At 35.8% G+C, this 6,762-nt stretch carries 7 protein-coding genes and 2 tRNA genes; 3 read left to right on the top strand and 6 right to left on the bottom strand.

Annotated features, from left to right (window positions below):
• Nucleotides 1-780, bottom strand: a 780-nt coding sequence (gene cbiD, locus ACJMLZ_RS08165) for a cobalt-precorrin-5B (C(1))-methyltransferase CbiD (RefSeq protein WP_405305133.1), incomplete at its 3' end; no start/stop codon positions are given.
• A gap of 24 nt (nt 781-804) precedes the next feature.
• Complete coding sequence (locus ACJMLZ_RS08160) at nt 805-1,065, bottom strand: thioredoxin family protein (RefSeq protein ID WP_405305132.1); 261 nt, start codon at nt 1,063-1,065, stop codon at nt 805-807.
• 129 nt (nt 1,066-1,194) lie between these two features.
• Here ACJMLZ_RS08160 and ACJMLZ_RS08155 point away from each other — a divergent pair, with 129 nt between their 5' ends.
• The gene (locus ACJMLZ_RS08155) at nt 1,195-3,273 is read left to right on the top strand and encodes a DEAD/DEAH box helicase (protein WP_405305131.1); all 2,079 of its coding nucleotides are present in this window, start codon (nt 1,195-1,197) and stop codon (nt 3,271-3,273) included.
• Between the two features lie 21 nt (nt 3,274-3,294).
• On the opposite strand, the gene ACJMLZ_RS08150 is transcribed toward ACJMLZ_RS08155, so the two are convergent.
• Together ACJMLZ_RS08150 and ACJMLZ_RS08145 are read right to left on the bottom strand one after the other, a co-directional pair.
• Complete coding sequence (locus ACJMLZ_RS08150; protein ID WP_405305130.1) at nt 3,295-3,597, bottom strand: DUF2098 domain-containing protein; 303 nt, start codon at nt 3,595-3,597, stop codon at nt 3,295-3,297.
• Between the two features lie 16 nt (nt 3,598-3,613).
• The gene (locus tag ACJMLZ_RS08145; protein ID WP_405305129.1) at nt 3,614-3,886 is read right to left on the bottom strand and encodes a PRC-barrel domain-containing protein; all 273 of its coding nucleotides are present in this window, start codon (nt 3,884-3,886) and stop codon (nt 3,614-3,616) included.
• 111 nt (nt 3,887-3,997) lie between these two features.
• Between ACJMLZ_RS08145 and ACJMLZ_RS08140 the strand changes: the two genes are divergently transcribed.
• On the top strand, nt 3,998-5,662 hold the full coding sequence (locus ACJMLZ_RS08140; protein ID WP_405305128.1) for a tRNA uridine(34) 5-carboxymethylaminomethyl modification radical SAM/GNAT enzyme Elp3: 1,665 nt from the start codon (nt 3,998-4,000) through the stop codon (nt 5,660-5,662).
• 57 nt (nt 5,663-5,719) lie between these two features.
• The gene (deoC, locus tag ACJMLZ_RS08135; RefSeq protein WP_405305127.1) at nt 5,720-6,448 is read left to right on the top strand and encodes a deoxyribose-phosphate aldolase; all 729 of its coding nucleotides are present in this window, start codon (nt 5,720-5,722) and stop codon (nt 6,446-6,448) included.
• Between the two features lie 124 nt (nt 6,449-6,572).
• On the opposite strand, the gene ACJMLZ_RS08130 is transcribed toward deoC, so the two are convergent.
• Both ACJMLZ_RS08130 and ACJMLZ_RS08125 read right to left on the bottom strand, forming a co-directional pair.
• Nucleotides 6,573-6,645, bottom strand: a tRNA-Phe gene (locus tag ACJMLZ_RS08130).
• Nucleotides 6,646-6,648: 3 nt separating this feature from the next.
• Nucleotides 6,649-6,720: transfer RNA gene (locus tag ACJMLZ_RS08125), tRNA-Val, on the bottom strand.
• Nucleotides 6,721-6,762 lie beyond the last annotated feature (42 nt).

Raw genomic sequence — 6,762 nt, 5'->3', positions numbered from 1 at the left:
AATTAACTTACCCATATGGCCAAAGTAAGTGAATTTCTTAATTCCTCTTTTTTCAGCCTCTTCAAACATGAAGCCGACGAAATTTCCTGTTTGAACAATCTGCTCTTTGGTTATATCCAGATTCTTTAAAGCTAATTTTTCGCCAATGTTTCCCGGGACAAAAACCAGATCAGTAATTTCAGAAGCCATTGCCACATCCAGTTGAGTAACAATAGAATTCTTATATGCATCACTGGACATTGACCTGGCAACACCGGTTGTCCCTAAAATGGACAGTCCTCCGACAATGCCCAATTTAGGATTCATTGTTTTTTTAGCAATTTTTTTACCTTCTGGAATGGAAATGGTTACTTTAGCCACTTTACCTTCCGGAATCTTATCCATCAGATTTCCGGAAATCATTTTACGGGGAATAGGATTTATCGCATGTTCGCCAACAGGTATCTGAAGGCCAGGTTTTGTAATTATGCCGACACCTTCGCCGCCGGTTATGGTGACTTTCGGTTTATCGCCATCATCATCAAATAATTCCACAGTAGAAACAATAGCTAAGTCAACAGTTACATCAGGATCATTATAAGGATTTTTATGAGCTACAGCATAAGCTTTAAAAGGAGATATTCTTTTACACTCATCAATAATGATATCTAACATTTTTTTAGGAGTTTCAACTTTAACACATGCAATATCAGGCGAATCAAGAATTGCATCTATCGCCGCTAAAGAGCAAGCTGTCGCTACAGTACCTGTTGTAACTCCAGTATAATTTTCATTGCTCATTTTTAATAAAAAAAAGAAAGAATCTTATAAAGATTCAAGTTTTTCGATAAGTTCGTCCTCACGAGGTGCTCCAACAAATGCCACTTCACCATCTATAACAATGGTTGGTACAGCCATTATTTGATATTGAATAGCACGTTCGTAATTTTCTTTGCTTTCATCGATTTTGACTACTTCAACATCAATTGCATCGCCCAATTTGTCTTTTGCTACTTGAGCCGCATCAATTGCGGAAGGACAATGAGGACAGGAATTTGTTGAGAATACTTCTACTTTAATTGCCATTATCTAATCTCCATATTTTTAATTTTTATTGAAAAGTAGTTTATTTTATCTAATATATAATTGTTACCACCCATTAAATCTCAAATGCTCTCTACAAAAATATATTATTAATAAGAAAAAAAGATTTAAATGATTAATATGGAAAATCTACCAACTGATATTAAAAAAATAATTAACAGCGCATATCCCTACATTAAAGAGTTTAACCCTGCTCAAAAAGCAGTGATTGAATCAGGATATTTAGATGACAAATCAAACTACATCATTTGCATTCCTACAGCAAGCGGAAAAACTGTTTTAGGAGTTTTGCCTGCACTTAAAACAATACTCGATGGAGGAAAAGCCGTCTATGCAGCACCCCTTCTTTCAATACAAAATGAGAAAGTGAAAGAATTCAAGGCATTTGAAGAACATGGAATCAATGTAGGAAAACATCCGTCCAGCGCAGATTTATCAGTTATGGTTTTCGAGTCTTTTGATGCTCTTACAAGGTTTTCATGGGATGCGCTAAGGGACGTTGACACATTAATTATTGATGAATTCCATATGATCGGCGAATACACAAGAGGACCGACACTTGAAGCCGCAATTACCCGTGCCAAAATCATCAATCCCAGCATGAGAATCATTGCACTTTCAGCTACACTCAGGAATATTGAAGAGATTGAAGGATGGCTTGAAGGAAGATGTGTTGAGCATGACTATAGGCCTGTGCCGTTGCATAAGGAAGTTCTTGATGCCGAAATGTTCAATACCAAAAATAAAAATGATGTTGTTGTGAAGGTAATTGAAAAAGCAATCAAAGACAAATCCCAGGCATTGGCTTTTGTATCAACAAGAAGATTTACAGAAAGCCTTGCAACTTATGTTTCCGGGAAAATCAACAAAAAAATCAATGTAGAACAAAGAAAAAGATTTAAAGAAGTTTCCGAAAAATTGCTTGAAGTTCCAAAGAAAAAGGGGTCTCTGCCGACAAGCACTTGCCTTAAACTGGCCGAAGTTGCTGAAAAAGGTGTTGCATTTCACCATGCAGGACTGTTCAATGAACAAAAGGAAATCATTGAAGACGAATTCAGAAACGGAAATATTTTAATGATTACGGCGACACCAAGTTTAATGTACGGCGTTAATTTACCCTCAAAATCCGTTGTGATTAGGGACCACACACGCTGGACCAGCAACGGCCCTCAACCAATCCCAGTTTTCGATTACGAGCAGATGTCCGGCAGGGCGGGAAGGCCTCAATATGATGATGTGGGTTACTCTTATCTGATAGCCAAGACAATGGACGAGGCCTTGAATCTGGAGGAATATTACATTGAAGGGGACATTGAACTGACCAACTCAAAGTTGGTTGACAATAAGGATGCAATCTACAGACAGATTATAGCCCAGATAGCCTCATCACTTTCAAAAAATTTAGATGAACTAACCGACTTTTTTGGAAAAACATTATACGGATACCAGATGAGCAACAATCCATCAATGTCTCTTTTTGCTGAAGACAGCCTAAAGTATGAACTTGAAACCGCACTCCAGTTTCTGCTTCAAAACGGAATAATCAGAGCAACCCCGGAAGGCCTTAAAGCAACCGATTTTGGTAATCTTATCGCCAGATCAAATTATGCCGTTGAAACTGCAGTTAAAATAAAAGAATACATTTCCGGAATCAATAAATTCAATGCAGAAGAATTCATTTATGCACTATCTGAAACTCCTGATTTGCCGTTGATATCATTTAAGGGAAGAAAGTCAAAAGATCCTGTACGGGATAAACTATCTGAAGCAGGGTTATTTGCTGTGGATATCGGAAACCCTGAAGCGACAACAGTCTCACTGATTGAATGGATTGACGAGCGAAGCGAATATGAAATTGAAAACAAGTACAATGTTTATTCCGCTTCCACCAGAAGGTCTGCTTATGAGGCATCACGTCTTGTAATATTTGCTAAAAAAACTTCGGAAGTTCTAGGCGATTACACCCACTTAAAAGAATTCGATTTCCTATCCGCCAGACTATACTATGGAGTCAGGCAGGACATCATACCTCTGGTTGTTGGCGTTAAACGTCTTGGAAGAAAAAGAGCAAGAACCCTGGTGAATGTATTTGGAAATGATTTAGGAAATGTTTCTGAGAAAGAATTGCAAAAAATAGACGGAATCGGCCCTAAATTGGCTTCAAAAATTAAATCTTTCACAGACAATTAAAAATAAAAAAAATAGGGGAGATTAACCTCCACCTTCAGCAACATTAGAATCAAGTTCGATGTTTTCTAAATCTAATGCTTTTTCTTTTAATGCTTCAATATCAATCTCATCATTACCGCCATCATCAAAAGATTTATTCTTTAAATCTTTCTCGTCAAGCAATTCAACTAACTTTGAGCGATACCATAATCCGGTTTTATCGAGTTTTACCCAACCAATGTCCTTTTGTGTTTTCAGGTCAACAACTTCACCGATTGTTCCTGTATCCACATATCGAACATGGTTGCCTACAGCAAGTTCCTTATCCCTTGCATCAAAAACCATGCTACTACCTATAAATCTATTCATCTTCAATTTCGACAGTTGTTGCTTCAACCGGTTCTTCTTCCACATCTTTTGGAATTTCTTTATTTAAGATAACATAAGCACCAATAGTTGCAACATCTTCAAAATCTATTTCGAGTTCATCTTTAGAGAAGATATTCTTTTGTAAAGTTAAATAAATTTTTTCAATTTGACCAGTTGCAGGGTCGAAATCTACATTATCAATTTTACCAACTTCATATGCATTTTTATCTAAAACTACAGAACCTAAAAATTCTTTGATTTTCATAGTATCACCTTTTATAATATTTATTTGATAAACATATAATAAAACATTAACTATTTAAACAATACGATTATATAAAATTAACTATTAAATTTTTAAAAAAAGGGTGTTTTAATGGAAAAGGCATGTCGAACAATAATTGAAGATATTCTAAATGGGAAAATTTCTACTCGCAGGGATTTGGAAATTGAAAAAAGGCAGTTATGCCGTGATTTGAAATTATCCAGATTCATGAGCAATGCTGACATATTGGAATATGCAAAACCCGAAGAAAAGGAAATTGTTTCAGGCATTTTGAAAAAAAAGCCTACAAGAACAATGTCAGGCGTTGCAATTGTTGCTGTAATGTGCCATCCCCACAAATGCCCCCATGGAAGATGCTTTTATTGTCCGGAAAGTGAAATAGCCCCTCCAAGTTATACCGGTGAAGAACCTGCTGCCTTGAGAGGCAGAATGTATGAATTCCACCCTTACATCCAATGTTTCAACAGATTAAAACAGCTGAAAAAGATAGGCCATCCCATTGACAAGGTTGAACTAATCATAATGGGAGGAACATTCCCCTCAAGAGACTTGTGCTATCAGGAATGGTTTACTTCACAGTGCCTCAAGGCAATGACCGATTTCGGATTGATCATTGAAAACAAGCCTGAAAATTATGAATATAACCTTGACTATGATGAAATCAGGTCCTTTGAGAAGGGAATTCTGAAATCATACCCTCCAAATGATTATGTTTTAGTCAGTGATGTCCAGAAAGCCAATGAAAACTCCAAAGTAAGATGTGTCGGAATGACCTTTGAAACACGTCCCGACTATTGTAAAGAAGAGCATATCAACAGGATGCTGGATTTTGGAGTTACAAGAGTTGAACTTGGAGTTCAAACATTATCCGACGATTTATATGTTAAAATAAAAAGAGGACATACAATTTCTGATGTTATTAAAGCAAATCAGCTTTTAAGGGATTCTGCCATAAAAGTGGCCATGCATATGATGCCGGGTTTATTTGTAAGAGAAAAGCAAGATTTGAAAATGTTTAAGCAATTATTTAACGACGATAATTTTAAACCGGACATGCTTAAGATTTATCCGTGCCTCGTCACCAAAGGAAGCGAATTATATGATTTATGGAAAGCGGGAAAATATGCTCCATACACCGATGAGGAAGCAGTTGAATTAATTGTTGAAATTAAAAAGATTCTGCCAAAATGGGTCAGAACCATGAGAATCCAAAGGGATATTCCTTCAACATTAATCGAAGCGGGCGTTAAGAAGTCTAACCTCGGAGAACTTGTCTACAAAAGACTGGAAGAGGACCTCATTAACTGCCAATGCATCAGATGTCGTGAAATCGGCCACAAAAAGACCTCCCAAGAATATACTTTGGATGACTTTGAATTATTTAGAGAAACCTACAGTGCGTGTGGAGGTGTTGAAAACTTCTTATCCATTGAAGATGTCAATGAAGAAAGCATTGCAGGATTTTTAAGATTGAGATTCCCTTCCAAAAATCATTTTAGAGATGAAATTAGCGATAAAACAGCCCTTGTTCGTGAGCTGCATGTATACGGTAACATGATAAAAATAGGGGATAAAAATCCTAGAATCGGACAGCACACAGGATTTGGTGAAAGACTCTTAAAAGAAGCCGAAAATTTAGCCATCGATAATGGAAAAGATGAAATAGCCATAATCAGCGGAATAGGATCCAGAAATTATTACCGTAAATTCGGATATGAAAAAGTTGGACCATACATGATGAAAAAATTAATATGAAAATATTTAAATAGTTCATTCGTATAAATACTAACTAATTATAAGAAGAGTGGTAATATGTACAATATAAAAAATTCAAAAGAGTTAGCAACCTACATCAATTATGCCAATTTAAACAATATCATCACTGAAGATGAAATGAAAGAATTTTTGGAAAAAGCTAAAGAGACAACTTTCAATTCAGTTATCGTTTCACCGACATATGTGGAACTGGCTAAAGAAGCTTTAAAAGACACAGACATTAAAGTTGGAAGTGTGGTCGGATTCCCATTAGGTTTTGAAGATAGCCAAACAAAATTAGCCGAAGCAAAATCATTAATGGATAAAGGTGCAGACGAATTGGAAGTAGTTGTTAACTTAAGCCATCTTAAAGATAAAAAATATGATTTAATAGGCAAGGAAATTGAAGAGATAAAAAAAGCAATGGGCGATAAAATCCTAAAGGTAAACATAGAAGTTAAAGCCCTTGATGATGCGGAAAAATCTGCAGTAGTTCAAGTTATTGAAAAGGCAGGAGCGGATTACGTTAAAAATGCAACAGGATTTGTAACCCCCTGCCACATATATGAAATCGTAAACGACATCAACATCATCCAAAAATATGCTCCAAAAGTTAAAATCGAAATATATGGTGGAATAGACAGCTATAAAATTGCAAACCAAGTTTTAACCGCAGGTGCAGATAGAATTGCGAGCAATTATGGGTATGAAATCGTTAAAAGCTATAAAGAGTTGAGAGAAAACACTCAAGTAAAACCAAAACCTATTACCTTAACTAAAAAATAGGTAATTTTCCCTTTTTCTTTTTTTAATAAAACAAAACAATATATTTTTTCCGTATTAAACTAAATAAAAATAACAGAATATTTAATTGGAAAACTAATTCTTAAAAAAAATAGTATAAAAAGAATGCCATGGGCCGGACTTGAACCAGCGACATCTAGATCTTCAGTCTAGCGTTCTCCCATCTGAACTACCATGGCATATGGACCGAACGAGATTCGAACTCGTGATCTCCTCCACGTCAAAGAGGAATCATACCCCTAGACCACCGGTCCTATAGAACATTAAATATTTTATAAAAAGTAATATATAAAGTT

Origin of the sequence: Methanobrevibacter sp. (genome assembly GCF_045126245.1) — an archaeon.
Classification (GTDB): domain Archaea; phylum Methanobacteriota; class Methanobacteria; order Methanobacteriales; family Methanobacteriaceae; genus Methanocatella.
This window is presented reverse-complemented; position numbering and strand designations above follow the sequence as displayed.

Coding starts and splice junctions, on each gene's coding strand:
- ACJMLZ_RS08140 (WP_405305128.1), top strand. CDS start 3,998: ATGGAAAAGGCATGTCGAACAATAATTGAAGATATTCTAAATGGGAAA.
- deoC (WP_405305127.1), top strand. CDS start 5,720: ATGTACAATATAAAAAATTCAAAAGAGTTAGCAACCTACATCAATTAT.
- ACJMLZ_RS08160 (WP_405305132.1), bottom strand. CDS start 1,065: ATGGCAATTAAAGTAGAAGTATTCTCAACAAATTCCTGTCCTCATTGT.
- ACJMLZ_RS08155 (WP_405305131.1), top strand. CDS start 1,195: ATGATTAATATGGAAAATCTACCAACTGATATTAAAAAAATAATTAAC.
- ACJMLZ_RS08150 (WP_405305130.1), bottom strand. CDS start 3,597: ATGGTTTTTGATGCAAGGGATAAGGAACTTGCTGTAGGCAACCATGTT.
- ACJMLZ_RS08145 (WP_405305129.1), bottom strand. CDS start 3,886: ATGAAAATCAAAGAATTTTTAGGTTCTGTAGTTTTAGATAAAAATGCA.